Genomic DNA, 25,740 nt, shown 5'->3' with positions numbered 1-25,740 from the left:
CATCCCAAGGGAACGATTTCTTTTTTTATAATAATTCAACTAGCTCTTACTTTACCAACTAGATAACCAACCGTAAACACCAGTAACATAGAAAAGTATGCAATGATTGTAATAGTTGTTCCATACAATACATCTGTAAAAAATGAGGTTATTTTTGCACCTGACCATATAAATGAAAGCATGTAATGTTGACTGAAAAGTGCTAATGATAGGCTTCTACTTTCATCATCTAAAAGTACGAATTGCCATAAAAATAGTAAAAACGAAAGTAACCAAAAACTATTTCCAATTAAAAAATTCTTAACTTTGTTTCCACTTAAACGGGAAATCTTCATTCCGACCCAGAACCAAAAGACTGCAAAGACAAGTTGGGTCAACAATGAAGGTACTATTACAAAGGTGTTTGAAAAAAAGCCATAAACAAATGGTATTATAGCCCATATGAACATTTTTTTATTTTCTGTCATTTTCCTACCTCCTTATTTTCCTTTGACTTTGAAATACGAATTCATCCCAACAATCAAGCGCGGCTCGCTGAGCCATATGGGGGGGAGTACTTTCATTACTCATGCCCGAAGCCACCGCAAGACTCGCGGAAGATGAACGGCGTGTCGAATACGATCGATTTGGGTATGCCCGAAGGATCGAGAATCCGCTCCATGACTAAGCGGATACATGCGTCAGCCATTTCTTCAACAGGCAGCTTCACCGTCGAAAGGGACGGAACGCTGTATTTCTCTGCATCATGGTCGCCGTACGTCAAGATTTCCATCATGTCGGGAATTCGGATACCTGCGCGATGGAATTCAGGAAGGGCTGCGACGGCCATGAGCCCCAGTGGGAAGAACATCGCGGTTGGCAGGTCACCGCCTCCCTCCACAATCTTCTTGGCTGCCACATTCCCGCCCTCCATCGTCATCGGAGCATATTGGATATGCCGCTCCTCCAGTTCGAGTCCATACCTCATGCACGACTCGACAAATCCTCTGAAGCGCAGATTGTTCCCCGAATTAACGAGATAATCCGGCACAATCGTACCGACCTTCTTATGGCCGCGGACCGCGAACAATTCAGCCGACTTGCTGCCAATCTCATACGTATCTACATAGGCGCAGCTATAGTTGCTACTCTTGCGATTAAAGATTACGGTCGGCACGCTTAACGGATGATCTTCCAGGTAACGTTGCTCCTCAGCGGAGATGCCCGTCAATATCGCTCCATGATAGCTGCCTTGGTCGCAAATCTCCTTAATTCTGTGAATGTGCTTCCGCTTGTATGGCTGGATTGTCATATCGAATTCAAATTCTTGCTCCAGAATCGAGCTCTGAGCACCCACAATGAACCGCCCCAACAAATCCGATGAAAGGTCAGAGGGCCAGAAGGTAGCAATGGCCGGAATGTTCCGGGCATTCGATTGTCTCAGCCTTCTTGCCGAGACGTTGGGCAAATATCCAATTCCCTGCGCAGCTTCCAGAATCAGCTGTTGCGTTTTTTTCGAAATCCGCATTTCGTCGCCGCGGCCGTTGAGCACGATGGAGACCGTCCCTGTTGAAAGCTTCGTTCGTTCCGCGATTTCTTTAATTGTTGACATACTCATCCGTCCCATTCCCAGTAGTAATACTCCATTTATACGGAATGAAACCGCTATTGTCAAGAATGCACCTCTTGTTCTCTACCCTTCCTCCGGATGTCTCCTAATTCGCCGGTGTATTCGTATTTCCGACGCTTTTACCATGTAACATCTGTGTTCCGAATTTTTAGCATTTCACCGCTAAAACAATATTGACTTTTTAAACAGCTGCCGTTACGATTCACACGTAAGCTAAAACGAAAATGCTAATAGGAAAGGTTGTGATTATTGAAAGCAAGATGCCAATCTAATGTTGTTCGTAGGAAGATAATTTGGGATTCTGAAGAGCGGTGAGAGGACCCGGTGCGTGACAGACGCACTGACTCTCGAATTTAAAAGGAGGAGAACATGTTGAAGAATGGAACAAGGTTGTTGCAACCCATTATGATGATGTTAATTATTGTATCCTTGGTATTCATGAATTTTCTCGGTCCAATGCCTGACGTCTCTGCAGCTACAGCCAAGTCCAAACCGGCATTCAAACAGAAGGAAGTCATCACAGCAAAAATCATAGTTAAGGAGGCACCTGTGAAATCAGACCCTGGCAAAATATCCGTTGATAAGAATGGTTTGGATTCCCATGGAAGAATGGTAGCCTATTTCGGTTCACCAACCATTGACGGAAATGTTGATCCTCTATGGAATAATGCGCAGCCGGTCTTACCTATGCATGTATCCGGCAATATCGATACATCGGCTACGTTCAAAGCGTTATGGGATGACCGCGCGCTTTATATTCTTGCAGAAGTCAAAGATAAAAACTTATCCGTCCAATCCGGAACACCGTACATGCAAGATTCAGTGGAAATATTCCTAGACGAGAACAACGACAAGACAAAAGAATATGGCGCGGATGACCTGCATTTCCGCGTTAATTATGAGAATGCGCTGTCTGTGGACAACGGAGATGCCAACCTGTATTATACGGAAGCGAGAAAAGTGAAAGACGGATATGTTATCGAATCGAGAATTGCTCTGAAGACAAAACCGAAAAACGGAACTGTACTCGGAATTGAATTGCAGATTAACGATGCCTTAGGAACGGATCGAGCTGGTACCCTTAATGTGTTTGATGCAACGGGCACTACATGGAACGATCCGACGAAATTCGGCGAAGTTTTGTTTGCCGGAAAGGCAAAGGATGACGTTAGCGGATTAAATCCGTATGATCTATTGAAATTGATCAATAGTACGCTGAAGCTAGATTTCAAGCTTTATAACAATGCCAATATCGTAACGGATGCTATTACTAAAGTTGTAATTGAAAGCGTGCTCAATGGCCATAAAGTCACCCAGAAACAAATTGACGGACAATTTGCTGCGATAAAAGTTGCAATTAGTAAGTTAGAGATGACGGAAGAAGCGGCGAATGAGAAATACTTCAAGCCGGTTCCGGATGAATATCGAATGGAGAACGACAAACCGGGAACAATTGAAAGCTTGCATTACAAAACGCCTAATTTAGAGAATGGAATGGACGACAAAAAATTGAACGTTTATCTTCCTCCTGGTTATGAGGCTTCTGCTACGAATAAGAAATACAATGTTCTCTATCTGATGCATGGCGGCGGCGAGAACGAGGATCTCATCTTCGGCGGACCCGGCCAGAGCAAAGAAATGAAGAAAATCTTGGACAATATGGTTGCCAAAGGCGACATAGAACCGCTAATCGTAGTGACTCCTACTGTCAATGACGGTAAAAATGATGTCGCTCTCTTCCACGAGGAACTGCTCGACACCATTGTTCCGTTGGTGGAAAAGAAGTACAATACCTATGCCAAATCCGGAAGTTTGGAAGATTTGAAAGCATCTCGAGAGCATCGGGCATTCGGCGGATTCTCCATGGGTTCGGTGACTACATGGTATACCTTTATCCATGCCTTAGACTATTTCAAATATTATATCCCGTTAAGCGGCGACAGCTGGATAATCGAACAGCGAGGTGGCGACCTCCAGCCGGCGAAAACGGCGGAATACCTTGCGAATGTTGCAAGAAAGTCCGGATATAAGCCACAGGACTATTACATCTTCAGTGCTACCGGCAACTTGGATATTGCATATCCAAACTTAAAGCCTCAGATCGATGAGATGAAGCAATTAAAAGATGTCTTCATCTATTCTTCGGATACGAAGAAGGGGAATTTCTATTTCCTCGTAGCTGACGGCGGTACACATGCATGGAATTGGCAGAACCAGTACATTTACGATATTTTGCCTGACCTGTTCAGTAACTAAGCAACCGACATCGCTTATGCTTAACGTAGAAGCTCAGGGCCAATTGTCCTGAGCTTCTGCGAAAAAAAAGCAATCCCCATTTAAACAACTATTCATGTTTCGTTTATTCCTCATTATTGGCGTAGATTAGGTTTCTATCGTCATCGCATAAAGCTCTCTATAGGTTGTGGGGGTTATCTTCTCATATTCCATAAACCTTTTATTGAAATAACTGACACTTGGGTAGCCCGCTTCATTCGCGATTTGACCGATAGAGCTATCACGGCGCTCCAGTAGCCATTGCTTGACCAATATTCGAGCAGAAAAGGTTCGGTAGCAGAAGATTGCATATTAGGAAGAAAATCCAATATCTTTTTATTACTTCCCCCTTGCTTCCGCTCCGTTAAAGGAATAGCTTGCTCATAGAACCACTCACCACTTAACCGACCTTACGGTCTGTTTGAAGTGGGAGATTCCTAAGAACACCAACCTAACGGTTCGTTTTTAATTAGGCGATCCCCGTCATTCCAACGGTTAGAAGCCTGATGGCTTCATTTTTAAGATTGATTCCTGCGTTAATATCTCTTTGATGATGGGTATGGCACTCTGGGCAGTCCCATTCACGTAGTCTGAGATTTTTAACATCTATGTTTTTGTAGCCACAACTTGAGCAGAGCTGGCTGGAAGGAAAGTTTCTAGCAACGGTAACGACTTGTTTTCCCGACCATTTCGCTTTGTATTCAATCATACTCTTGATTTGTGACCATGATACGTCGCTGATGGCTTTAGCCAGTTTGTGATTTTTAAGAATGGCTGTTTTCGTAAATATTATTGTTTTTTACAAAATGTCCTTTTAAGATTATTCGTATATAATGATATTAAGTATTTCGAGTTGGGCGACAATTGATATTTATAGAGGAGGATATTGTTTTGATAAGTGTCTTAGAAAACATATATGGACTTTCGATAGCAATACTACTTTTATGTTCATTCTTTTATGTTAGACAGTTAAAGAAAGTTAAGCGAGAAAGAAAACTTACAACTTTTGAATTTGCAATGTACCTAATCACACAAATAGCAATTTTCCTATGGGTAGGAAGTTTCTTCCTTCTGAGATATGGGATATAATTTCTGATGATAATGTTATTTGAATAACAAAGTAATGAAAAATGGATTTATAACGTAAACTCTGAAAAATGTAATTCGAAATCTTTAACGGGATAGCAAGTGCTATCCTTTTCTTATATTTCAACACTATGCACTTCTCAACATTTGAACTGTATTGTGATTGGATTTTTGGCACGCTGAAATAAGCATTTGCTCTACCCGATTTTCAAATGATAAATTCTTGCCAAGGTCAAGCCAACGGAAGCAGTAAAGGTAGTTGTCAAGGTACTTAGTGGCAACTCCTTGAAAACGTGCCATCCAAGCCTTTAAATGATTGTGGAAGTTGTTGACGTGTTGGATGTGATAAATCCCCTTCTTAACACGTTGTTCTTGACGTTCATTTACCGTTTCGTGCTTGAGTTCCTTTATTTTGGCGAACTTCTTGTAGTTCGTGGCTGTATCCGTACATAGCAAAGCAGATGCCTTTGCGCAAGCAGTTCTTCAAGGGAAGCCACTCCCCTTTGCTGCGGTAGATCCGGTTTACAATATGAAGATTATTGATGCTTGTATCGCATCGGCTACGACAAGAACGAGAATAGAACTTAACGTATAGGGGTGTTTACTATGGAATATATACACATTGCAGGATGCCGTAAGCCAGTCTCACGATTGATGAAGGGTACTGATTATTTTGTCCATGACAGCTATGAGCTTGTGCGCAACAATATGGATGCTTTTATTGCAATTGGTGGTAATTCTTTGGATACTGCACATGTATATTGCGGTGGTCAAAGTGAAGAAGTGATTGGTAAATATTTAGAGGACCGAGGAAATAGGGATGAATTAGTCATCTTGACCAAAGGTGCGCATCATGATCAACATGGGCCACGATTAGCTAAACAAGATATTGCCTATGAGCTTTCACTTAGCTTGGAAAGATTACGAACAAACTACATTGATCTCTACGCTCTGCACCGTGATGATCCCAATACACCCGTAGAACATATTATTGATGCATTAAATGAATATATTGAGGCTGGCACAGTGCAAGCGATTGGTACTTCGAATTGGACTTGGCAGCGCATACAAGAAGCCAATGACTATGCCAAACGTGCGGGCTTAACTGGTTTTACTTTCAACAGCCCTAACTTAAGTCTTGCCAAAACAAATGAGCCGTTCTGGCAAGGTTGTGTTTCCACAGATGAAGAAACCTGTAAGTGGCATGAAGAAGTTCAAATGCCTTTACTATCATGGTCCTCGCAAGCTAGAGGCTTTTTTACAGGTCTGTTCACACCAGAAAATCGAGAAAATGCCGATTTGGTCCGTGTATTTTATAGTGATGCTAATTGGGAGCGTCTAAGAAGAGCCAAGCAGCTTGGGGAACAAAAAGGTCTGACTGCTATACAAATTGCTCTTGCCTATGTGATAAATCAGCCATTTCCAACTTGTGCATTGATTGGAGCACGCAGTGAAGCGGAGCTGTCATCTTGCAACGAAGGCGCAATAACTAAATTAACGAAGGCAGAAATGGACTGGCTCGATCTAACAGCAGATCAACAACAATAATTGATATAATATACTCACCGTCAACTGAATTCTTATCTCCAGTATCAATTTCCGAAACAATGCCTCCCGATTGGAGGTGAATGAGTTATTTATTTTCATAACGTACTAAGCCGTAGTTCATAAAAATAGGAACGATCCCCTTAGTATCTTCTCTGACCGCTTCAATTTCTTCATTGTTGATAGGAATTTGGATATCTGAATCATTCTTAATTTCCAGATCCGTCAGATACCATTTGATTAAGGTAGTAATATCACTCATATTGAGTATGTTCTTTTTATCTACCGCAATATAACAAATTCTAAAGTCATCTCTATCATTTTTTTGGATGGGGTACTTTTTCTAAAAATGTTTACGACTTTGAATTGTTAAGAGATATGGAAAGGAACTTGAGGTTTCGGGATTCTCTTATCCATCATTGCAAAATTTTCCGAAATCATCAATGTAACGAATTCTTTCGAAGTTATGGTACAGAAATCCAAAATCTTTAAAACGTACTGCTTTTCTTCTTCATGATTACCATTCAACACATTGCCTATGCTGGTGTCGTAAATAAATTCAGCTTCTTCCATTTTAACTATTAACTCTTTAGGATAGTTCATAAAAGAAAAGCCTGCTTTCTCAGCAGACCTTGTTGAATCATTTACATTTCAATGTCCCTCGCAATATATTACTACCACGCACTCCACATGCACCGTATGCGGAAACATGTCACATTCAGCAGATCAGCCGATCAAGTGTAACTTTTATATTTAATTGAACAAGAATCTCAGCAAGCAATCTACATATAAAGCAACCTCCCACTAGAATAAAGGGAGGTTGTTTAGTCAGTTTTGATATGCACTTCCACGGCTTCCTATCTTTAATACAAGGATGATAAATTTCATCTCTCATCTGATTAGGATCATCGTAGATCTGAGTATCATATTCAAAATCATAGCTATCCGCATTCGCCGTACTTCGAATATTCAGTACATCATCGATCCAAGCTAGATATCCATCCGAGCCATTACATCTAAATTGCGAATCTAGCTTCATCTCGACTAACTTTGCACCTATCGACTTTGCATTCAGACGATGCGCTTCGTACCCTGTCATGGCGTCACCTCCTTGCTGGGAAATGAGCCGACATCCTTGAGTGCCGATGGCAGACAAAGATGATGGTTTCACATCGAAATATTCCATTATACGATAAAAAAATAACTGTTGTCAATTCAATATTGGAAATATATTAGAATATATGGTAATATATAATTATATGAATATTTAAATAAGACTAGGATAATCGTACGCAACTTCTTTATGACAGATTTTGATTGCGGTTTTTTTGATGTGAGAAACCATTTTCTCACTCCATTTCATCTATTGAAAACAAGCTAGCCAGAAAAAATAGGTGTTAATTAATACCTAAATATATATACGAGGAGAATGTGTCAGTGAACTTACTCAATGAAGAAATAACTCATAAAGTCTTTGGTATTGGAAGTATTGTGGATCAAAATGAGTCTGTCATCACTGTTGTTTTTAATGATTATATTAAAAAATTCGTTTACCCTGATGCCTTTGAAAAGTTTATCAAACTAAATGACCGGAATACCTCGAAATCTTTGCAGAAAATCATTGCCAATGAGGAAATAAGAAAAGAAGCACTTGAAAGAAAAGTTGAAGAAGTAAAGGCGTTGCAGGCGCTTGAACAGCAGCGTAGAGAAAAACTCAAAAACCTTAAAATTCATGAGAGCTCACAAATTGTTTTGTCGCTGGATGAAGAGGAACAACAAAATGTATTTACCGACTGGCGAGCGTCTACTGGCAAGGTTCAAAACGGAAAAAATAAAGGCCAACCAAATAGAGTAGCTCGTTTGCTTCCGAACAGTGCATGTCTTCTGACTGCAAGAGAATCGAATCAACCAGAAACAGAAAGACGTATTCTCGGCCTCTACATGGTAAACGAAACGTTTTTCGGCGATCTTAGCCATGATGAAATGGTCCCCGCCCATATGGAATTTAGAATTAAGCTCACAGATCAAGAAGCTGCAAATATGCTTTTCTGGAATTATTATATCAATAAAAACTTTCCTCAACGCTTGACCTGGAATTCTGGTAAATATCGTTACTTCGATAACATTTGGACTGCTCAAATCTTAAAAGATATCATAGCATTAAGAACAGATGAAGATGAAATCGAAGAAGCTAAAAACTTCCTGGAATACTTCTGTCACATAAATCTACTTGACATGGATAATATCCCAAAGGCGCAAGGAGCTTTAAATCAATAATACTCAGATGACATTTAGAGACGGTCCGTATGCTTCATCTCATCATGAGACAAAGCATACAAACCGTCTCTTATTTTTTTCCCCAAACTATGAAAGCTGTCTCAATCATCTAAAGATGTCCGGCTGGGTTTCACTTTTTACCATTAGAATAACGATCTTAATTTTTCTTTAATACTATTAATAATCTTTTGTCCAATGTTCATTTCTGTAAGCGTAACGTCCCACAACACGACATTTGTAATCGGATTTGAATCATCGCTCGTTATTTTTATGGCGAGTTCATTTACTCCCTGTAGAGGAATTTGAAATGAGTCACGCTGAATTCTCCCGTTGCCGCCTGGTAAATTCAGTATCCCATAACCAATTGAATAAATTTCTGTTCCATCTGCGATAAATGAGATTTCACTTCTCCCGTTTACTGTACTGACAACATCGTCTGGTATCGCGACATATCCTGCCATATTGGCATACCCGCCGTTTAAAACATACGAAAACTTATTGGTCTTCGTGTTTTTTCTACTGTAAACATTTATTTGCGGATCAACCTTTGTTAGACCTGCCGAAAAACTGGAAAGTCTTTCATCCCACAATACAGACCCCTCTTCTAAAGCAATTTCATGCAGGGCAACGATTTCTCCGCCCCCCTTTTCTAAATAATTATTGATGCCACCAACAACAGTAAACGTACCAATTGAAATTACAATCGCTATCAGCATGATTCGAAAAATCCCTTTAAATTTATCTCGATCACGGTGCACTAACCGCTGTGCCCAAAATCCTACCGCCGCCCCTAGTGTATTAATTATGATATCGTCAATATCAAAGGATCCTAAACGAGAGAGCATTTGTAAGATTTCAATAATCGTAATAGACAGAATAAACAAGGTAATAAAACGAATGAAATTACAACGAAACAGAAGTGGGATGAACATCCCAAAAGGTATAAATGTTACAAAATTACCCAACTCAAAAAACCTTGATTGGAAGTTCCATCCAATTGGAAAGTGTAAAGGAATCCCTCTAGGTATTAGATTATACCGCATGTTAGAGTCTTGAAGAAAAGAAGCTCTGTTGAAACCTATATACAAAAAATAGAGCATCAAAACGGTATATAATGCTAACAGTATTATCGTGATTTTACGTAATTTTCCTTGATACATAATTACATCCTTTCTTCTACAAAACGGCTGCCTCATGTACAAATACTTATGATACCATTTTAGAGAACAAAGATTAAATATTTGTTAATTATCTCTTAATTTTCACTAATGATTGCTTGCCCTTCTCATTGTGATGGTGATCGTCCTTGTTATTGAAATTGCGCTCCTGATCATTCGTTCTCTATACTTTGTGAAGTACTGTCACATCTCAATTATTCATAAGAACATCAACTACTTTGTGCAGATTTTTATATTATTACTGCAAAAAGTTCATTTATAAATTTAGCATTTCTGATAACATATTTCTTAGATATACTTGTAAGCTAATATTATGAAAATAGGGGGAAATATGAAATGAAGTATGTATTAACAACGATCTTGCTTTTAACACTTTGCCTAAGTGGATGTAACAATAACCAAAATACCGATGCAGAGGTTGCTTTAAATGAAAACATATCTGAAATTGTAACAATCGATGTATCATCTGAATCCTTGACGGAAGATGGCAAATGGATAACGACCATAAATAGCACAAATGCTAAACCAGCAGGTTCCAACCTCTCCCCGCAGATAAGTTGGAGTGAAGTAGATGGAGCGAAATTATATGCTGTTTATATGATAGATATATCTGCCGGTAATTGGCTTCATTGGAAAGCACATAATGTAGAGGGAACAAATCTAGAGCTTGGAGTTAAGATAGAGGATAGCGATTATGTAGGTCCATATCCCCCCAGCGGTATCCACGAATACGAGATCATTGTATACGCTTTAAAAGCTGCTCCCGACAACTATGCTGGTTTCTTTAACTCTAGCAATCCTAATTTTCAAACCATTGAAGAAAAACTCGATACAACAGGAGATAAACAAGGCAATATCATCGGAAAAGGTAGCGTTATCGGCACTGTAACAGTTGGAGAAGCAGTAAAATAAAGTCCCTCATAGAAATCCTTTCCTGTATTGTAACGGAGTGGAGCTATATGTTGACTTAAATGTTTTTGAAAAATAACTGGCATCCTTAAATCCAACTCGATATGCTACTTCTTCTATTGGAATCTCGGTATTCTTTAATAATAACGTGGACAGCTTAAGTCGCATCTGCAAAAGATACTGTATGGCCGTTTTATTAATTGTTTTAACAAAAATTTCATTTAAACTGTTCCTATTCATACCGAACCTCTTTGTTAATTCACCAAGAGTAATCTCTTCACTTATGTTTTCATTCATATATGTAATAACCTTTTGAACCAGTTCAAAAGACTCTTTCTGAGCTGTCAACTCAATAGAAAGGGTCTTTTCCATTAACTCAGTTTGATAATTCCTATCTATAAAAAATAGAAGTTCCAAAAAATACGATCGGCTTCTGCATGGCCAAAATCCATCTTGCTGCTCAATCAATTCTCTCTCAATATGATTAAATAAACTTTGTACGATAAGTAAAGAGCCTGGATTTAATGGCAATACTTTTGTAACCATTTTCCCAAACTCATAAAAAGCATTTAATAGATAGCGATCCTGCAACGTTGTTATACTATTAGTATCATCAGTTTCACCTTTTAGCACGTAATATTGTAAAGCATCACTAATGACTTCAGGTCTGAAATAGATAACATCACAATCCAAAATATTACTTTTCTCATATTCAATTTCATCTTCATGGTTTAAGAATAAAAGTGCGGGAGCAGTAACATTTATCTTTTTCTTATTACAAAACACCACTATGTTTTCCTTATATATTAATGCTATTTTACATGTCATAGGATCATTTATATATGTAAACAAGTCGTCTTGTCTATTTATACATAAATACACAATTCTATTCCTTTCTTTATCATAACTTCTTGTCAATAGTTCCATGCTCTCACCACCTCCCCCTATAAATCCTGCACATTATCCCTTGCTAACAACGCCACCGCATCAAGCCGTGTAATGAAATCGATCCACTTCATTCGATCCCAAAAGGAGAAAGGTAAATCTCCGGACCAATCCAAGGAAGTGATATAGCTATGATGCTAAGCCGGATAGACACCGTTTATCTTGCGGTTGGCGCAACAGACCTTGAGAAATCTATTGATGGTCTGGTTGAAGTGGGAGATTCCTACGAACACCAACCTAACGGTCGGTTATGGATTACATCTGATAGTGGCACTCAATATGCGACCTTCGACTTCACGACTTTTGGCAAAGCGAACACATCCAAGTTTAGGCAACTTCATGCGATTTTCTATGATACCTATATTTCCATTCGTATACTTGGTTGTATAAGATTGAACAGGATTCTTTTTTGATTTAAAACGTGGTTGTTTGTTTTGCTTTTTGTAATAGCGTTGGAATGAATCGCTTAAGTTTTCAACCGATTTTTGAAGGGAAATACTATCTACTTCTTTAAGAAAAGAATAGTATTTTTTTAATTCACGCACAGCTTTGACAGACTCATATTTATTGAAAAAGGTACCTTTCCAGTTGTTTGATGGTAATTGGCCATTCTGTCTCATTTCTTCAACGATGTACCAATAGGCATCTTTTTCTTTCTGTTTGGTAAGGAAAAAGTTGAAGACGAACCTTGAACAACCGATGGTCTTATGTATGAGTTCTGCTTGTTTTCTGTTTGGATAGATACGAAATTTGTATGCTTTATGTACTAACATGAGTCATACCTCCATCATATCGAGAACATTCGTTCTATTATATCATACGAAGGAAGTATTTGGCTATCGCCAACCGAAATTCATCTCCCACCTACTCACTGAGCTTCGCCCTTCACATTCATTGAGGTGGAAGTCTTCTTTCGGAAAATGATAAATTTGTTTTTGCGAAAAGATATCGAGATCAAAAAACTCTAAAAATCCATCGAGTTCTACAACACTATTCACGGATGTACACGAAAAAACCTCCCATTAATGAAGAGGTCTCATAGTTTATGATTTATACCTACCCAATTGTTCTTCGCAAGCTTTGAGAGTTCTTCGACAAAGCATTCTTCTGGTGTGATCATTGAGATCATGTTCGCAACCTTCGACCTCGTAATTTTCTCGACTGGAAGTCAGATTACTCAGATTGAGGAAATCTACTATTCTCCAAGTTTTTGATTGATTTAATTCTAGAGGTAATACCAGCTAATATCATCACTAAAACCCCCGCAATGATAAATAATAGACCAATCCCTCTACCGGGGCCTGTACCGATAATTTCCCCGATGCTAGGGGCAAGAAGTCCCCCATCGATTAATAATGGATTAAATACATGGTCTGCTAGGAAACCCGATACACTGTATGCGGCAACAAAACCAAGCTGTGAAAGTATCCCGATAATGCCCCAAACCCTGCCTTGTTTTTCATTAGAAATATTCTGCCGAACCAACACATCAGCGCTGGTATTGATGAATGGCAGTGCTGATAGGAATAAGAATCCAGCCCCTATTATAAAGTAAAGGTTGGTTGTTAGCCCCAACAACGAAAAGGATAATCCAGCGAGAACCATCCCCAGTACAAGCATGCGGGAATACCTCTTGCTAACGCTAAATATGCCGATAACTAGACTGCTTATTATCATCCCTATAGCACTAATAGACTGAAAGGTTCCAAGTGTTCTCGCATCTGAAAACGACAGTATCATGGGTCCGATCAAAGTCTGCAAAAAACCGAGATAAAAAGTAATAATTGAGACAATAGTTACAAGAAGCAATATCCCCTTTGTAGAGGAAATCGCATTCCACCCCTCTTTTAAATCTGTTAGGAAATTTTGATTTGCAGATTCTTTAGATACTGTCTGTAAATTCTTTTTAACGACCAAAACTGCAAATATAGCAACTACAAACGTAGAAATATTAATAATAAGAATATTCTCTATCTTCGTAATGCTAAGTAAGAATCCAGCTATGATCGGGGAAAATAGGAATTTAGCTGATTCGGCCAGTTGTACCAAACCGCTTCCCTTTGAAAATTGTTCCTCCGTTAATAAATCTGTAGCTGAAGCTTTGTAAGCCGGACTTTGTAAGCCAGCAAAAATGGAACTGATCGTCACACCAATATATATTTGCCAGAGCTGAATATCTCCTGTCAACATTACAATCAAAATGAATAGAAGCCCTAAAGCAGAACCTAGATCACCAAGAATCATCATAGCCCGTCGATCATATCGATCGGTTAATACACCACCAACAGGTCTTAATAAAATGGATGGCAGGAAGGAAAAAAGCGTAATTAGAGCTACACTTGTGGCAGTATGTGTTTTCTCAAAAGCATAAACCCCCAGAGAAAAGGCTGTCAAACCAACCCCGATAGACGATACCATCTGGCCCATCCAAACAACAAGAAACTTCTTAAACGATTTATTATTTACAACCTTCATTTTTTTCTCACTTCCTTTCTATTTCTGAAAGCACTTCTGAAATGACAACGATCCTCACGATTCAATTTGATCTTTCAGCATCTGCTCATACATTTCGGGTATATAACTGAAGCTACCCTTTTCCGCCCCTAACGTAGTTTCGATAATAAAAGCAAAAGCCTTTGCTTTTTTGATGATTTCCACAGGCTCCCATTGGAATAGACCTGTATCCAGCAAAAATTGAGAAGATACTAATAAAAACTCAACCACTTCCTTTGGGGCAGGTGTATTGAACGTTCCCTCCTTTATTCCTTGTTCAACAACAACAGCCAAAATCGGAGTCAGCAACAAGATGGTTTCAACTAAACTTTTCTGATGCATCTCGGCATTATCTACCCGGTGTAGCTGTTCAATAATATGGTTCTTCCGACTGCTGTCCTGATTTTGCGCCATAATTATTCTATAAATTTTTTCATGAGAATTAAGTTTTGGATTTGCGGCGATAGATTTTGCATCTGCCAACCCAATGTTCATATAACGCATTACAATTGCGTTCATGACTTCTTCTTTGGATTGAAAATAGTAGTAAAAGGTACCCTTGGCGATTCCAATCCTTCGCAGAATGTCATTTACTGTCGTTTTTGAAAAGCCCTTTATTCCAAAGAGAAGCTCAGCAGCATCCAGAATTTCATTTCTACGTTCTTCAGGCCTTTTTAAAACCCTCATTAGCATACCTCCATCGTTTGTAGACCGACCCCCGGTCTACAAACGGTCAAAATTGTTCCTTCTATTATTTATTTTATAAGCCCATTTCCATTAGCCATCTCGAAAGTTTATTTTCTCTCGCTTTAATATCATTTTTCTCTTTAGAGTATTTCCCTAGTTGTTGCTCGGCAACTATATTACCGTCCAGCATGAAGAGAATACGTTCTGTTTTGGCTGCAACTTTAACATCATGAGTCACAATCATAATTGTTGTGCCCGAGTCGTTGATATCTGCCAGAATTTCCATGATTTCAGTAGCCGACTTGGAATTCAAGGCACCTGTCGGTTCATCACCAAACACAATATCAGGATTATTAATAAGCGCTCTGCAAATGGCTACTCTCTGAAGCTGTCCGCCCGAAGCCTGGGTAATATCATTATTGGCAAGCTCAGAAATTCCAGTCTGCTTCATTAATCGGACGGCTCTTTGATTGATCTTTTCCCGACTGCTAACCTTCGACATATATGCTGACAGGATGATATTGTCAAAAATGCTCAGATTCTTTAACAGATAGATGTGCTGAAAAATAAATCCCATTTTATTCAGACGTAATTTGGCCAATTCATTCTCGGAAAGAACTGAGATTTCACGCCCATTAAAAAGGACACTTCCTGAAGTCACATTGTCCATTCCGCTAATATTGTAAAGCAATGTAGATTTCCCTGAACCTGAGGGACCCATCACAGATACGAATTCACTCTTTTTGATTTGCAGATTCACATTTTTAAGGATGTTATGCTCAGTCTTATTATTAACAACATAGGTTTTATTCAGTTCCTTGGACTCTAATATGTTATTCATTGATTTCCTCCTTATTCTACAATCATCTCAGAGATACTGGATTTTTTTATTGATACGATGCTGATTAATGTTGTAATTGTCACAACAATCATTAGAACAAGCGGGCTAATAAGGTAGGCTTGAACAGGATCAATAACAAATTTAATTTGTGATGCACCAAAGAAGGAAAGAATAATACTCACAATTTTTTGCCCGATCGTGTTTGAAATAATTGTACCCAGGATGATTCCGACATTAAGTACCAATAACGCCATGGTTACATATTTTATTCGGATATCTTTTAAGGAAAAACCAATACTTTTAAGAATAGCTATTTGAGCGTAATCTTTGGCCACCAACATTTTTATGAACAAGGATGTTATTAGGATGGATATAAAGATAGCAATCATAATAGCCAGAACTGTAATTAATTTGAGCTGATCAATTGTATTCCCTAAGGTTTGGTCTAAATACCCCTGAAGATGGGTGACTTTGGCCGGGTAGAATGCCTGTTCATATTCAGCAATTTTTTCCTTGATGTCGATATGATCAGATACATCTAAGCTTACTACATACCAAAGTACAGTATCCGCATTGAACGGCATAAGTGCTTTGGCTGTTCGGCCCCCATTGGTCACGTCTTGGTAAATACCGCTAACCACCATTTTCTTTTCTGCTCCGTTGATTACTAGTAGAAGCTGATCGCCCGTATTCTTTTCCATGTCTTTGCCGTTAGCATAGGAGAGAGCAATTTCATTGTCGCTTGTCGGGGCATTCCCATTCACATAATCCAGAGGGAAAATAGAAAAGTCTCCAGTTTCGATACTGATGTTATCTAGAGCACCTTCATTATTTATTATCTTAAACTGACTGGTGACCAATGGAGAAAACTTCTCAACATCTTTATCGTTCTTGATATAAGCATTCATTTCCTCATATCTTTCAACGATATTATCTGTCACACGCAAATCTATCCTGATGTCACTTTGCCCTATCCCCATATAAGAAATGAAACTCGGCGACTGGATCGTGTTCAGGAAGTTCACAGGAATGATGATGATGAATGAACTCACTAAGAAAACGATCAATAGTAATCTAAACATCTTATATCTTTGAAAGACATCCTTTATCCCAAGGAATATTGGAATATTAACAAACTTGCTTTTGTGTAAAGGCAGAAAACTCGTCTTAACCTGTGTATCTCCGATATTTCCAGATCGCAAAGCTGCTATTGCTGTTATCTTATTGAAGCGTCTGAGTACTAAGCTACAAAATAAGACCACCATCAAAAAGATCAAAACTACAGCAATAAAGGAAATCAGGTGTTGAAAGACACTCTTCGGTGCTGTTCCTATATAAAGCATAATATTAGCGGTGAACAAGCGGTTTAGAAATATGGAGGCCAGAAATCCGATTACAGATGCTGATCCTGCCATAACAACATACTTAGTCAGGTACATTTTTTTAATATAACTTTGACTTATTCCAATCGCCTTCATAACTCCAATTTCTCTGTAATCTTCTTCGATTGTGGCCAAAATTGTAAATCTTATGCACAGAATGGCTATAACATTGAGAAGAATACTTACAAATATAACAACCGCCGCTACAGCACCATCTGTAATTGAATTTAAAGTCTTGAACAAACTGTAGTCAATAGCAGGCCCCTTCTTGGGTAAGTTGGAGGATTGGTACGCATTGCTAAATTCGCTAAGCTTGCTTAAATCATTTAATTGAAATTCAATCAGGTATTCAATTTCACCGACATTACTTTTCAGCCTCTCGAAATCGTCTTTATGTACTACAAAACGCTTCGAATGAATGATGGAGGGGTTCATCTGGACATCCCTGACAAAGTCCATCACTGTGAATTCCATGTCAAATGATTGTGAGGTAATTTTGACTTTGTCTCCAATATTCATATTTTTTTGCTGCTTATAGTAAATGGGAACTGCAATTCCACCTTCTGAAACTTGGAGAACTTGGCTTTCCAGGTTAAGTAGCAAATCAAATGATGAGTTCTGCTGGACAAAATCAAGATCCATAATACTATTCTTCTCTGACTCAGCATCGTTACCCAAATATAGATTGGATCCATCTATATTGATCATTTCTACAGTCTGCTGATCTTTCACAAGGTCATTCTTAGAAGCCCAGTCATCAATTTCCGACTGATTTAGTTCTCCGGAATGCATCTGGACGAAATGCGGAGCTTTCGATGCCGTAAATAGATTATTCAAAGAATTGGATAACTCCATAATCATGCTTGAACCCGCCGAGACAAGTAAAGCTGATAACAAAATAAAAATAAACAATGCAATCGTTATGCCCTTTTTTCTGGAGAAATCTTTTTTTAGCATGTTTAATAACATCCAGTCACCATTATTCCTTTCATTAGTTCGAATTTATACAGTCTGTCGAAGTACAATATTAGCAAGATGTTCTGCAACAACCTTTGCTTTCGTGGAAATAAACATGTGGGTCCCACCCTCAATTGGGATTAGCTTGATCTCATTACTAAAATACTTCATCCACAAGATGACCGAATCCATTGGGACTACTTTGTCATTTTCACCCCATAAAAAGAAGACAGGAATATGTAATGGCTTAAATTCAAGGTTCGAAGCTGTCTCCAATACTCTGAAATCGGCACGAATAACCGGTAGGAAATATGCTAGCAAGCTTTTCTCATGAATGAGTTCCTCCGGAATTCCATCATAAGAAATAAGATGATCGATGAGCTTATCGTTGGATAAATCAAAATAATTAGTCCCCTTAAATTCACAAGGCGTATTGCAAGCGGATAATACTAACTGGAGAGAATTTGTTGTATATTCACCGGAATTCAGCAGACGTTGCGCTAAAAAGTAGGCGATAATCCCCCCCATACTATGACCTAAAAAGATACTATGAGGTTTGATTATGGCTTGCAATTCTTTGTAATACATATCCAAAAGAATTCCAATATCCTGCACAGGTTCACTTGTGCTTAATCCATGCCCTGGCGGATTTAACGACCAGACTTCAAATTCCTCGTCCAAAGCATTTGCCAAGCCTAGATAGGAATTTGCATAACCTCCTAGGTAGGGGAAGCAGATAATCTGCCACTTCCCCTCTCCCGGTCTCAATTGTTGAAATATTTCAGTTATCATAGATCCTCCTGAATAATCAGATTTTGCAACTTACGCTTTTAAAAAATCAGGGAAAACCTGTAACGGCTGAGCGACTTTCTTTTTCTTAAATATAAAGTGTATTACAATAGCCGCAATAATAAAGTAGGCGATCTGCAACTTTTGTACATCAGGATTGAAGAAGTATAGTTGGATTTGACTTCCTGTCGCAGCAAGCCAGAAGGCAAATAGATAGAACAGAAGGTTCCCTTTTGTTGCGTTAAAAATATAACTTTGGAATACAACAAAAGCCATCAACTGCACAACATAATATAAGTAGGATGTCGATGTTCCGAACGAAGATATAATGTAACCCGGTAGAACCCATAGTCCAAATAGAAAACCTGTTAGCAACGCACTTGTAATATTATTCTTAAATTTACCTTGTAAGAACGGTAATAAAAAACCGATCCATCCGAAAACTCCACCGATCAACCCTGTTTCTTTAATGAAATTTACCAAGGCCGCTATAAACATTTCTGGAACAGTGAAGGTGATATCCGGGACAGGTAATCCAAATAGCAAGGAACCATAATGCATCGTCAATCCAAAGAGTATAAAAATACCCAAAATGATAGGAAACCAGACCAGATCTTTCTTTCTAGGTATGAGTTTGGAGAATAATCCTTTTAAGGCTTCGGACCCACCCATAACATAATAGGTAATAATTCCAGCAATTGACGGTGAATACAAAGCGATAATGGCAATCGGATGCATTAAGGTAAGTTCACCGGTAATTGGAACGAGGAAATCTTCAAAGACAATAAAGGATATGGCTATTCCCCAACATACGGCAAAGGAAATACCCAAATACAAGTACAGATACTTATTATTACTTTTCATCGACTAATTCTCCTTTATTAATAGTTTCTTATTCATCAAAGCTGTAAGATTGTTTATCGTGCTGAAGTTCTTGAGATCTAATTCATCATTTTCAATCTCAATCCCAAACCTCTGTTCCACAAAATCTACTAATCTCATGGCAAAAAGGGAATTCACAAATCTGAGTTCAAAATAATTGTCATCATCTGAAAATACAACTTCGTCATCGTCAATGGATAGGTTCTCACCAATAAACCTCCTGATTTCTTCTCGATAATTCATAAAACCCTCCCTGGAAAATAAAATTTATTCATTGATGCAAATGTCTATATAATCAGGAAAATTCATGATGTTGTTCAAATCATGCTCCAAGACATAATTACCATTCCCATCCGAGTTCTTTTCACGAAAACCGGCAAATCGGAAGCTCACATTCATCATCCGGTTACGTCCCGTATCCCGAAAATCTGCTAGTAAAACTTTGTTTTGATTTTTGGCTTCCTTCATAATATGGGTGAGAAGAACGGTACCCACTCCCCTTGAAATAACCCTACATGACATCAGCATCATCTCAAGTCTCCAATATTCATCTTGCATATGGATTAAGGCCAACCCGATTTTCCCATAGGTTCCATATTTATCTTCTAATTCACAGACAAGTAGTTGATGATCATCAGACAACATCAACCTATTTAATTCATCGTAACTAAACGTTTTTCCAGTGGCATTCAACTGATTCGTTCTTATGGTAAGTTCTTCTGACCGCATCAAATCATCTTGTTCAGCAGCGTAGATTGAGAATTTCATATTGAGTGATGCTAAAAAGGCATCTGAGGGTCCTTGGTATTCGCTTTCCGCTTGTTTTCTTTTGTAGTCAACTTGATACATTTTTCGCCTACGTGCCGAATCCACGGTTATAAACCTTGGATTTAAGCGAGGATTCGTTAGAAGTGTCAGGTATTCGCTTGAATTAAGCAGATTTATCAAAGGATGTACATTTTTCACCTCCTCAAGTTCGAATTCTTGATCATCCACAAAGAGAATGGCATCCATTCCAAAATTTATATTTTTCTGAATTTGTTCCAATGAAAAGGACTTTGCATTCCAATGAATCTCTGGATATAGAAAGTAATCATTCAAACCAAATTCTTCAAGCTTTGACATGGCTAGATCATAGTCATTTTTACTCGAAATAGAGTTAAGGATTCCCCGCTCATCCAGTGTTCTGATGATATTGATAATTTCAGGCTTTAGCTGCACATCATTGGATTCTATGAGGACGCCATCCCATAACGTGTTATCTAAATCCCAAACTACACATTTAATCTCCTTATATTCATCCATATACATGCCCTTTCTACTTCAATATTCATAGAAACCCTTTCTACTTTTCCGCCCCCATTGACCTGCGTCCACCATTTTTTGCAATAATGGACAGCATCTATACTTGGGGTCATGATAGCTGTTGTACAAAACATCTAGTGAATGGACAACTGTATCCAGTCCAATTAAATCGGCCGTTTCTAGAGGTCCCATTTTATGATTGAAACCTTGTTTGATAATGTTATCTACTTGTTCAGCGGTAGCAATTCCATCCTGCACGATAAAAGCGGCCTCATTCATGAACAGGTGCGAAAGGCGATTCGATACAAACCCCGGTAAATCACCAATGACAATAGAACTTTTCCCCATGCTTTTTAAGAAAAGGACTACTTCTTCCTTAGTTTGATCTGAGGTATGATAGCCTCTCACTACTTCAACCATTTCCTTAAGGGGCACAGGGTTCATCAGATGAATGCCAATCACTTTTGTTGGGTCCGGCAAAAAGGAGGCAAGTTTTGTAATAGATATACAGCTTGTGTTAAGTGCAAAAAGTGTATCCTTCTTGCAAATTTCAGTTAATCTCTTATATTCTGAAGTCTTTTCTTGCAAATTTTCACTAATATTTTCGATAACAATTTCGGCATTCCCAATGTTGGAGTAATCATCTTGGAATGTAATCCGTTTGAGGATCGTATCCAAATTCACAGTGGAATACTCCTTATTGAATAGACAAGCTGAACGATATTCCTGTTTAATTATTCTTGGGGCATTTTCCAGAGCGCTAACAGATATATCCTTCAGAATGACGTCATACCCATGTCTTGATGCTTCCAGTGCAGTGGCACACCCCATGACTCCAGCGCCAATAATAGCAATTGTTTGCTTTTGCATCTGCGTTTTCTCCATTCTGATGATTCTTTGGTTAAATTAGCTCATCATATATCTCTTTTGTATCCAACAATGCCTTGCCCACTCTCTCACGAAACCAATTCACATCATTCATGTTAAGTGAAATATTAGGATATAATCGGGAGATGGATGAGACAAGGATACCGTTCTTAGATAGGTTATTATGTAAAATAATATCTAGCGACATGATTTCAAAAGTGTAATCTGCAGTGGTTTGAATAATATCATGACAGCAATGATAAGATGCGCAAGCAGGAGGACCCTGAATCACAAGCGGAAGCCCTACAGCTTCAGCCTCAGTTTTTAAAATGTCGTGGATCATAGTCATTTTTGTATTCATTTGCGTCATAGCTAATCCATTATTTCTGCTTAGGATTTCAAGGGTTGTTTTGACTGCTGCTGTGCCTAATGGATAGCCATTAAAGGTTCCAGCATGAATGACTTTCTTGTCTACCAATAGCTGCATAATCTCTTTTTTACCGACCAGTGCTGAAACAGGAACCCCTCCTCCAGCGATTGCTTTACCCAATGTGGTCAAGTCTGGAATCACATCGAATTCTTCCTGCGCCCCGCCTAATCCCATTCGAAACCCGGTGATAATTTCATCGAAAATGAGCACAACATTATATTTATCGCATAATTCTCTCATTTTTTTCAGATAGCCGGGAGCTGGCATTACCCCTCCTCCATTTACACAAACCGGTTCAGTAATCACTGCTGCGATCTCATCCCCGTTATTGATAAAAAGCTCTTCCAAAAGGCCAGCATCGTTCCATGGCAATAGGTATGACTGGCTTTCAAGTGAATCCTTGGCTCGTCCAGCAGTTCCTTTTAGATCTCCGAAATAATCAGAAGGTATCGGTTCTCCGGTTCTAGGAACTCGCCCGCCCATAATATTGTCTGCGTTTCCGTGATAATGACCTTCAAATCTGACAAAACGGTTTTTGCCAGTCCAAGCCCTCGCTAACCGAAGGGCATTTTGTACGATTTCAGTTCCCGATAGTCCAAAACGAATCATTTCAGCAGATGGGATATATTTTGCGATCAATTCCAAGGCTTCGGCATCCATATCACAGTGACTCACAGAGAGAACTCTATCAATGGTTTCTTTAAGGCTCTCATTGTATTCCTTATTTCCGTGACCAACGATCAGTGCACCGAATCTCGCATACAAATCCAGGTATTCTTCACCATTCATATCCCAAACCCGACTTTCATTTGCTTTCACAAAGTGAATTGGAGTTTCCTCCCAAGGTAGATGGAAATTATAGTGCACACCTCCTGGCAGAAGTTCCTTCACTCGGTGGTTGTAATGTTTCATACTGGTTGGTGTTATCAATGGATGACCTCCTTATTCAAGATTCCATAAAGTTTCTTCCGGTCTTCTTCATCATCAAACGCTATACAGAGCGGCAGCTCAGGATTCTCTTTCACAAGGTTCCTTATAATGGGCTGCGGTCCGATATCTATGAATAACTCTACTCCTGAATCTCGCATGCTTGAGAGAACCTGATTCCACTGGACAGGTAGGACTAATTGATTGCTGAGTATGTCTGGAATGCATTCTGCCGATTCAATGGTTTTACCAGTTACAGTCGACCATAGATCAAAGCTTGTCGGCCCGAACTTGAGGTTTTGTAGGGCTTCTTCCAACTCGGGTTTTAGATAAGTCATCAAAGCAGTGTGATAAGGAGCATCTGCTTTCATAGGCATCATCCGAAAAGGAATAAATTGCCCTCCATATTTATCTACTTCCTTTTCCAAAGACCGAAGCGCACTTGGATAACCGGCGACAATAAATTGTTTGGGGGAATTATAGCCTGATATAGTCACATAATCATTCGGCTGAATTGAATCAATGATGTTGTTCAGAACCTCATCATTCAGATCAACCACAATACCGGCTCCGCCCTTTTTTTCTTCAAGTGCATGCTGCATGATCGCACCCCTTTGTCTGGCGTATGTGACACCCTCAGAAAAAGACAACGCTCCTGCAACAATAAGCGACGAAATCTCACCCAAACTATGACCTGCACTACAATAAGGCGTCAGTCCTAATTGATCTTTAAAGACCCGATATAAGGCGTAGCTTGCTGTGACAACCGCCGGTTGAGCATTTTCTGAACGTGTTAATTCTTCCAGACGTCCATTCATGATTAAAGAACGGATATCAAAACCCAAGCTGTTGTTAGCCTCTTCAAAGACCTCAGTCGCAACGGGGAAGTTTTCAATCAGATCTTTGCACATGCCAATGTACTGACTGCCTTGCCCCGGGAATAACACCGCAAATCTCATTTCTTTTTACTCCTTTTGTTATACTTTTTTAATCCGAAATGGGAAATAATCTCCTGCTGCATTTGAGATGATCCTTCAATAATCTCTAAAACCTTGGCTTCCCGATACAATCTTTCCACCGGATATTGATTGGTGAATCCATTTGCACCGTGGATCTGTAGGGCATCATTGGCCACATCCACCGCTACTTTAGAAGTGAAATATTTAGATATCGTCGTTTCAATGGAAGCGTCCGGATGCTTTTTCTTACGTAATTCACCAGCTCTTAAGCAAAGTGCCCTTGCAGCATGTAACTTAGTTACAGCGTCCCCAATCATTCCCCTGATAAGTTGAAAGTTGCTTATTTTTTGATCAAATTGTGTACGGCTTCGAGAGTAAGTAACCATTGCATCCAATGCTTCCTGCGCAATTCCTAGTCCCGCCCAAGCTATGCTGTAACGCCCTTGGTCAAGTGCAGCGGAGACAACATACTCGAAAGCGAAATTCAATTTCCCGAGCACATTACTTTTAGGAACCTTGACGTTATCAAGGTGGATCTCCGCAAGATAGGTTGCACGTGCAGCCAATAATCCTTCGATTCGTTTCGTCTGAACACCGGGAAATGACCTCTCGACTAAGAATGCTGTGCTCTTACCGTTGTTAGAGGCAATAATGATAAAGACATCCGCTATATGACCGAAAGTGATCCATTTCTTAGTCCCATTGAGAACATAATAATCATCCTCTTCGTGCCAAGCTGTCTTGATGCTTTTTGCATCCGATCCAATATCCGGCTCAGATAATCCAAAAGCAGATATGACTTCACCGCTAGCTAATCGCGGTAGCCACGTCTCTTTTTGCTTCTCCGAGCCAAATCGTAATAGGGTCTCACTTACAAGGGAAGTTTGTACGGTAATCAAACTTCTTGTAGCCGTACATGCCTTACCAAAAACCTCAGTAAACAAGCCGTAATAGACCGGATCCAACCCCAAACCTCCATATTCTTCGGGAAGAGAAGCTGCTAAGTACCCCTTAGAGGCCATTTTCTTAATCAGCTCATGAGGGATACCTCCCTGTTCTTCAAACTCGTTCACATGTGGACGAATTTCTTCATTTACAAAAGACTCCGCTTCCGCAATAATTGCTGTCTGTGTCTCTTCGTTCATCAAAGCACCTTTTCATTTAGACATTCGCTAAGGTAGCCTGCAAATTCAGATATCGTTTTGTATTCGAACAAGGCAACAGGACTAATGTCTATATCCAAGTTTTTTCTCGCCCGGTTAATAATTTTCAGTGCCTGAATGGATGAGATACCGATTTTCAAGAAGTTCACATTCTCATCGATATCATCAGGTTCCTGCCCTAAGATAGCAGCAATTTCTGTTTTCATGAGCTCCATAATTTCGTCTCTGTTCATAA

General features: G+C 39.2%; 27 protein-coding genes and 3 pseudogenes. 6 read left to right on the top strand and 24 right to left on the bottom strand.

Features of this window, described 5'->3' with window-relative positions:
- Positions 1–35: 35 nt before the first annotated feature.
- Positions 36–467: a hypothetical protein gene (locus AC1TO8_RS08525; protein WP_482055137.1), complete on the bottom strand. Its 432-nt coding sequence runs from the start codon at positions 465–467 to the stop codon at positions 36–38.
- A gap of 95 nt (positions 468–562) precedes the next feature.
- Positions 563–1,591 carry a LacI family DNA-binding transcriptional regulator gene (locus AC1TO8_RS08520; RefSeq protein WP_482055136.1) on the bottom strand — a complete coding sequence of 343 codons (1,029 nt, stop codon included), beginning with the start codon at positions 1,589–1,591 and terminating at the stop codon, positions 563–565.
- 387 nt (positions 1,592–1,978) lie between these two features.
- Between AC1TO8_RS08520 and AC1TO8_RS08515 the strand changes: the two genes are divergently transcribed.
- Complete coding sequence (locus AC1TO8_RS08515; RefSeq protein WP_482055135.1) at positions 1,979–3,865, top strand: sugar-binding protein; 1,887 nt, start codon at positions 1,979–1,981, stop codon at positions 3,863–3,865.
- Positions 3,866–3,991: 126 nt separating this feature from the next.
- Here the strand turns inward: AC1TO8_RS08515 and AC1TO8_RS08510 are convergent, their stop codons facing one another.
- Positions 3,992–4,156 carry a helix-turn-helix domain-containing protein gene (locus AC1TO8_RS08510; RefSeq protein ID WP_482055134.1) on the bottom strand — a complete coding sequence of 55 codons (165 nt, stop codon included), beginning with the start codon at positions 4,154–4,156 and terminating at the stop codon, positions 3,992–3,994.
- A 196-nt stretch (positions 4,157–4,352) separates the two neighbouring features.
- Positions 4,353–4,655, bottom strand: a pseudogene (locus tag AC1TO8_RS08505) (zinc ribbon domain-containing protein); the annotation flags it as partial.
- 101 nt (positions 4,656–4,756) lie between these two features.
- Here AC1TO8_RS08505 and AC1TO8_RS08500 point away from each other — a divergent pair.
- Positions 4,757–4,972 carry a hypothetical protein gene (locus AC1TO8_RS08500; protein ID WP_482055272.1) on the top strand — a complete coding sequence of 72 codons (216 nt, stop codon included), beginning with the start codon at positions 4,757–4,759 and terminating at the stop codon, positions 4,970–4,972.
- 126 nt (positions 4,973–5,098) lie between these two features.
- On the opposite strand, the pseudogene AC1TO8_RS08495 reads toward AC1TO8_RS08500, so the two are convergent.
- Positions 5,099–5,431: pseudogene (locus AC1TO8_RS08495) on the bottom strand (IS1595 family transposase); the annotation flags it as partial.
- Between AC1TO8_RS08495 and AC1TO8_RS08490 the strand changes: the two are divergent.
- Both AC1TO8_RS08490 and AC1TO8_RS08485 read left to right on the top strand, forming a co-directional pair.
- Positions 5,403–5,564, top strand: a complete 162-nt coding sequence (locus AC1TO8_RS08490; RefSeq protein WP_482055133.1) for a hypothetical protein — start codon at positions 5,403–5,405, stop codon at positions 5,562–5,564. The pseudogene AC1TO8_RS08495 and the gene AC1TO8_RS08490 sit on opposite strands and share 29 nt — an antisense overlap.
- An 11-nt stretch (positions 5,565–5,575) precedes the next feature.
- The gene (locus AC1TO8_RS08485; protein ID WP_482055132.1) at positions 5,576–6,517 is read left to right on the top strand and encodes an aldo/keto reductase; all 942 of its coding nucleotides are present in this window, start codon (positions 5,576–5,578) and stop codon (positions 6,515–6,517) included.
- A gap of 127 nt (positions 6,518–6,644) precedes the next feature.
- Here the strand turns inward: AC1TO8_RS08485 and AC1TO8_RS08480 are convergent.
- The 3 genes and pseudogenes from AC1TO8_RS08480 to AC1TO8_RS08470 form a co-directional block, all read right to left on the bottom strand.
- Positions 6,645–6,827, bottom strand: a pseudogene (locus AC1TO8_RS08480) (SF0329 family protein); the annotation flags it as partial.
- Positions 6,828–6,883: 56 nt separating this feature from the next.
- Entirely contained in the window at positions 6,884–7,117 is a 234-nt protein-coding gene (locus tag AC1TO8_RS08475; protein WP_482055131.1) for a hypothetical protein, read from the bottom strand.
- Between the two features lie 115 nt (positions 7,118–7,232).
- Positions 7,233–7,613: a DNA/RNA helicase domain-containing protein gene (locus tag AC1TO8_RS08470; RefSeq protein ID WP_482055130.1), complete on the bottom strand. Its 381-nt coding sequence runs from the start codon at positions 7,611–7,613 to the stop codon at positions 7,233–7,235.
- 338 nt (positions 7,614–7,951) lie between these two features.
- Here AC1TO8_RS08470 and AC1TO8_RS08465 point away from each other — a divergent pair, with 338 nt between their 5' ends.
- Entirely contained in the window at positions 7,952–8,791 is an 840-nt protein-coding gene (locus AC1TO8_RS08465) for a malate synthase (RefSeq protein WP_482055129.1), read from the top strand.
- A 143-nt stretch (positions 8,792–8,934) separates the two neighbouring features.
- Here the strand turns inward: AC1TO8_RS08465 and AC1TO8_RS08460 are convergent, their stop codons facing one another.
- Positions 8,935–9,951: a VanZ family protein gene (locus AC1TO8_RS08460; RefSeq protein WP_482055128.1), complete on the bottom strand. Its 1,017-nt coding sequence runs from the start codon at positions 9,949–9,951 to the stop codon at positions 8,935–8,937.
- Between the two features lie 354 nt (positions 9,952–10,305).
- Between AC1TO8_RS08460 and AC1TO8_RS08455 the strand changes: the two genes are divergently transcribed.
- On the top strand, positions 10,306–10,881 hold the full coding sequence (locus AC1TO8_RS08455; protein ID WP_482055127.1) for a YbhB/YbcL family Raf kinase inhibitor-like protein: 576 nt from the start codon (positions 10,306–10,308) through the stop codon (positions 10,879–10,881).
- 6 nt (positions 10,882–10,887) lie between these two features.
- On the opposite strand, the gene AC1TO8_RS08450 is transcribed toward AC1TO8_RS08455, so the two are convergent.
- From AC1TO8_RS08450 to AC1TO8_RS08380, 15 genes are all read right to left on the bottom strand, one after another.
- Positions 10,888–11,805 carry a helix-turn-helix domain-containing protein gene (locus AC1TO8_RS08450; protein WP_482055126.1) on the bottom strand — a complete coding sequence of 306 codons (918 nt, stop codon included), beginning with the start codon at positions 11,803–11,805 and terminating at the stop codon, positions 10,888–10,890.
- Positions 11,806–12,071: 266 nt separating this feature from the next.
- Positions 12,072–12,596, bottom strand: coding sequence for a helix-turn-helix domain-containing protein (locus AC1TO8_RS08445; RefSeq protein ID WP_482055125.1), 525 nt, complete (start codon positions 12,594–12,596; stop codon positions 12,072–12,074).
- A gap of 400 nt (positions 12,597–12,996) precedes the next feature.
- Positions 12,997–14,298 carry an MFS transporter gene (locus tag AC1TO8_RS08440; protein WP_482055124.1) on the bottom strand — a complete coding sequence of 434 codons (1,302 nt, stop codon included), beginning with the start codon at positions 14,296–14,298 and terminating at the stop codon, positions 12,997–12,999.
- A 54-nt stretch (positions 14,299–14,352) separates the two neighbouring features.
- Entirely contained in the window at positions 14,353–15,003 is a 651-nt protein-coding gene (locus AC1TO8_RS08435) for a TetR/AcrR family transcriptional regulator (RefSeq protein WP_482055123.1), read from the bottom strand.
- 73 nt (positions 15,004–15,076) lie between these two features.
- Complete coding sequence (locus tag AC1TO8_RS08430) at positions 15,077–15,844, bottom strand: ABC transporter ATP-binding protein (RefSeq protein WP_482055122.1); 768 nt, start codon at positions 15,842–15,844, stop codon at positions 15,077–15,079.
- 11 nt (positions 15,845–15,855) lie between these two features.
- The gene (locus AC1TO8_RS08425; RefSeq protein ID WP_482055121.1) at positions 15,856–18,195 is read right to left on the bottom strand and encodes an ABC transporter permease; all 2,340 of its coding nucleotides are present in this window, start codon (positions 18,193–18,195) and stop codon (positions 15,856–15,858) included.
- 33 nt (positions 18,196–18,228) lie between these two features.
- Positions 18,229–18,975 carry a thioesterase II family protein gene (locus AC1TO8_RS08420; RefSeq protein WP_482055120.1) on the bottom strand — a complete coding sequence of 249 codons (747 nt, stop codon included), beginning with the start codon at positions 18,973–18,975 and terminating at the stop codon, positions 18,229–18,231.
- A gap of 30 nt (positions 18,976–19,005) precedes the next feature.
- The gene (locus AC1TO8_RS08415) at positions 19,006–19,836 is read right to left on the bottom strand and encodes a hypothetical protein (RefSeq protein WP_482055119.1); all 831 of its coding nucleotides are present in this window, start codon (positions 19,834–19,836) and stop codon (positions 19,006–19,008) included.
- Positions 19,837–19,839: 3 nt separating this feature from the next.
- Complete coding sequence (locus AC1TO8_RS08410) at positions 19,840–20,097, bottom strand: acyl carrier protein (protein WP_482055118.1); 258 nt, start codon at positions 20,095–20,097, stop codon at positions 19,840–19,842.
- 24 nt (positions 20,098–20,121) lie between these two features.
- The gene (locus tag AC1TO8_RS08405) at positions 20,122–21,159 is read right to left on the bottom strand and encodes an HAD-IIIC family phosphatase (RefSeq protein ID WP_482055271.1); all 1,038 of its coding nucleotides are present in this window, start codon (positions 21,157–21,159) and stop codon (positions 20,122–20,124) included.
- Between the two features lie 18 nt (positions 21,160–21,177).
- Complete coding sequence (locus AC1TO8_RS08400) at positions 21,178–22,029, bottom strand: 3-hydroxyacyl-CoA dehydrogenase family protein (RefSeq protein ID WP_482055117.1); 852 nt, start codon at positions 22,027–22,029, stop codon at positions 21,178–21,180.
- A gap of 31 nt (positions 22,030–22,060) precedes the next feature.
- On the bottom strand, positions 22,061–23,368 hold the full coding sequence (locus tag AC1TO8_RS08395) for an aspartate aminotransferase family protein (RefSeq protein ID WP_482055270.1): 1,308 nt from the start codon (positions 23,366–23,368) through the stop codon (positions 22,061–22,063).
- A gap of 14 nt (positions 23,369–23,382) precedes the next feature.
- Entirely contained in the window at positions 23,383–24,342 is a 960-nt protein-coding gene (locus tag AC1TO8_RS08390) for an ACP S-malonyltransferase (RefSeq protein ID WP_482055116.1), read from the bottom strand.
- Positions 24,339–25,487: an acyl-CoA dehydrogenase family protein gene (locus AC1TO8_RS08385; protein ID WP_482055115.1), complete on the bottom strand. Its 1,149-nt coding sequence runs from the start codon at positions 25,485–25,487 to the stop codon at positions 24,339–24,341. The genes AC1TO8_RS08390 and AC1TO8_RS08385 overlap by 4 nt, the downstream gene beginning before the upstream one ends.
- Positions 25,487–25,738: a phosphopantetheine-binding protein gene (locus tag AC1TO8_RS08380; protein ID WP_482055114.1), complete on the bottom strand. Its 252-nt coding sequence runs from the start codon at positions 25,736–25,738 to the stop codon at positions 25,487–25,489. Before AC1TO8_RS08380 ends, AC1TO8_RS08385 begins: the two co-directional genes overlap by 1 nt.
- Between the last annotated feature and the right edge of the window lie 2 nt (positions 25,739–25,740).

The sequence above is a fragment of the Paenibacillus sp. Y859 genome (assembly GCF_056786405.1).
The sequence above is the reverse complement of the archived record's forward strand: the minus strand, read 5'-3'. Positions and strand labels throughout refer to the sequence as shown.

Coding starts and splice junctions, on each gene's coding strand:
- AC1TO8_RS08525 (WP_482055137.1), bottom strand. CDS start 467: ATGACAGAAAATAAAAAAATGTTCATATGGGCTATAATACCATTTGTT.
- AC1TO8_RS08520 (WP_482055136.1), bottom strand. CDS start 1,591: ATGTCAACAATTAAAGAAATCGCGGAACGAACGAAGCTTTCAACAGGG.
- AC1TO8_RS08515 (WP_482055135.1), top strand. CDS start 1,979: ATGTTGAAGAATGGAACAAGGTTGTTGCAACCCATTATGATGATGTTA.
- AC1TO8_RS08485 (WP_482055132.1), top strand. CDS start 5,576: ATGGAATATATACACATTGCAGGATGCCGTAAGCCAGTCTCACGATTG.
- AC1TO8_RS08475 (WP_482055131.1), bottom strand. CDS start 7,117: ATGAACTATCCTAAAGAGTTAATAGTTAAAATGGAAGAAGCTGAATTT.
- AC1TO8_RS08470 (WP_482055130.1), bottom strand. CDS start 7,613: ATGACAGGGTACGAAGCGCATCGTCTGAATGCAAAGTCGATAGGTGCA.
- AC1TO8_RS08460 (WP_482055128.1), bottom strand. CDS start 9,951: ATGTATCAAGGAAAATTACGTAAAATCACGATAATACTGTTAGCATTA.
- AC1TO8_RS08455 (WP_482055127.1), top strand. CDS start 10,306: ATGAAGTATGTATTAACAACGATCTTGCTTTTAACACTTTGCCTAAGT.
- AC1TO8_RS08450 (WP_482055126.1), bottom strand. CDS start 11,805: ATGGAACTATTGACAAGAAGTTATGATAAAGAAAGGAATAGAATTGTG.
- AC1TO8_RS08445 (WP_482055125.1), bottom strand. CDS start 12,596: ATGTTAGTACATAAAGCATACAAATTTCGTATCTATCCAAACAGAAAA.
- AC1TO8_RS08440 (WP_482055124.1), bottom strand. CDS start 14,298: ATGAAGGTTGTAAATAATAAATCGTTTAAGAAGTTTCTTGTTGTTTGG.
- AC1TO8_RS08435 (WP_482055123.1), bottom strand. CDS start 15,003: ATGAGGGTTTTAAAAAGGCCTGAAGAACGTAGAAATGAAATTCTGGAT.
- AC1TO8_RS08430 (WP_482055122.1), bottom strand. CDS start 15,844: ATGAATAACATATTAGAGTCCAAGGAACTGAATAAAACCTATGTTGTT.
- AC1TO8_RS08425 (WP_482055121.1), bottom strand. CDS start 18,195: ATGTTATTAAACATGCTAAAAAAAGATTTCTCCAGAAAAAAGGGCATA.
- AC1TO8_RS08420 (WP_482055120.1), bottom strand. CDS start 18,975: ATGATAACTGAAATATTTCAACAATTGAGACCGGGAGAGGGGAAGTGG.
- AC1TO8_RS08415 (WP_482055119.1), bottom strand. CDS start 19,836: ATGAAAAGTAATAATAAGTATCTGTACTTGTATTTGGGTATTTCCTTT.
- AC1TO8_RS08410 (WP_482055118.1), bottom strand. CDS start 20,097: ATGAATTATCGAGAAGAAATCAGGAGGTTTATTGGTGAGAACCTATCC.
- AC1TO8_RS08405 (WP_482055271.1), bottom strand. CDS start 21,159: ATGGATGAATATAAGGAGATTAAATGTGTAGTTTGGGATTTAGATAAC.
- AC1TO8_RS08400 (WP_482055117.1), bottom strand. CDS start 22,029: ATGCAAAAGCAAACAATTGCTATTATTGGCGCTGGAGTCATGGGGTGT.
- AC1TO8_RS08395 (WP_482055270.1), bottom strand. CDS start 23,368: ATGAAACATTACAACCACCGAGTGAAGGAACTTCTGCCAGGAGGTGTG.
- AC1TO8_RS08390 (WP_482055116.1), bottom strand. CDS start 24,342: ATGAGATTTGCGGTGTTATTCCCGGGGCAAGGCAGTCAGTACATTGGC.
- AC1TO8_RS08385 (WP_482055115.1), bottom strand. CDS start 25,487: ATGAACGAAGAGACACAGACAGCAATTATTGCGGAAGCGGAGTCTTTT.
- AC1TO8_RS08380 (WP_482055114.1), bottom strand. CDS start 25,738: ATGAACAGAGACGAAATTATGGAGCTCATGAAAACAGAAATTGCTGCT.